Below are 1,268 nucleotides of genomic sequence, written 5' to 3' on the forward strand. Positions count from 1 at the left end.
GAATTTACCGCCTGGCTGCATCATACCGGCACGCGTCTGCCGCCGCGTAACGAGCTACCGCCGCGCAGCCACCAGATGCATTTTACTATTGATAACCTCAAACGCCATGCTTCGCAGCCTGTCAGGCTGCATGGGCAGCAGCATCTGGATCTGCCTGCCGGTGCATTTCCAGAAGCGTCCTGGCTTCAGCAGCCAGCCGCGGTTCAGCCGCTGACGCTGGCCACGCTCGGCTGGCTGCTGCGCCATGCCACGGGCTATCAACAGCTCGACGACGGCACGCTGCGCCGTATCGCCCCAAGCGGCGGGCAACTGACTTCCTGCGACCTGTTTGTGGTGGTCCGCCAGCCGTTGCCCGGTTTACCCTGCGGCATCTGGTTTTACCGGGGAGAAGAGCAGCAGCTGGTAAGCCTTGCTGGCGTTGACCAGCCGCAGATGGAGCGGCTACTGCGCCAGCCGGAAGAGCCGGTATCGCTGATTGTCAGCGCCAATCAGCATCGCGTACGCGGCAAATATAACGATTTCAGCTACAACATTATCAATCTTGATGCTGGAGTGGTGAATCAATATTGCGCGCTTTCCGCCCGTGCGGCGGGATGGACGCTGCGGGAAGACCACCACATCGATCTGCAGTGGCTGGCGACCCTGCTGTTCTTTAACGAGCAGGAAAATCCCCATATTATTTGCCAGGTTATGCATCTGCAGGGCTTGCCGGAGCCGATGACAGCCTTGCCGTTTCCGCGCTTTGAGACGGCCACCAGCATAGCGGCAGTAAGCTATCGCCCGCATGGTGGGGCTTTGCAGGCGCATCCGCCGTTTTCTTACGCATCCTTGATGCCGTTCAGCAGTGACGAAAAGCTCTCTTCGTTGCTGCTGCGCCGCCGCGCGGAATACGAATATGCCGATCTGCCAGTGCAGGAGAAGTTGCTTGAAGCCTTGGTCGGCGTTTGCCATACCGGGCTGGCGCAGAGCCGATCGCGCGGCATGCCTGCTTTATCTATGGAGCCATGGCTATTGCTGCCCGAAGCCAGCGGCGAGCTTGCCGCTGGAATCTATCAGTGTAGCGGTGCCGGGCGTCAGCAATGGCACCGGCGGGACCGGGATTTTAGCCGCAAACAGCTGAGTGACTGTGTCAATCAGCTCGCCTTTCATAAAGCTGGCGCTGTACTGGTATGGGTCGCCAATCTCGAGAATACGCTGCAGGAGTATGGCGCAGCAGGCTACCGCATGCAGCTACAAAATGCGGCGGCAAGCGCGGTACAGTGCTGGCT

At 59.7% G+C, this 1,268-nt stretch carries 1 protein-coding gene; it reads left to right on the forward strand.

Annotation, left to right across the window (positions count from 1 at the left end; genetic code table 11):
• A partial coding sequence (locus tag WH277_RS03780) for a hypothetical protein (RefSeq protein WP_339504435.1) occupies nucleotides 1–1,268 on the forward strand: 1,268 nt, incomplete at both ends.

It is taken from the genome of Erwinia sp. MYb416 (assembly GCF_037479575.1).
In the GTDB taxonomy this organism is placed as follows: Bacteria; Pseudomonadota; Gammaproteobacteria; order Enterobacterales; family Enterobacteriaceae; genus Erwinia; species Erwinia rhapontici.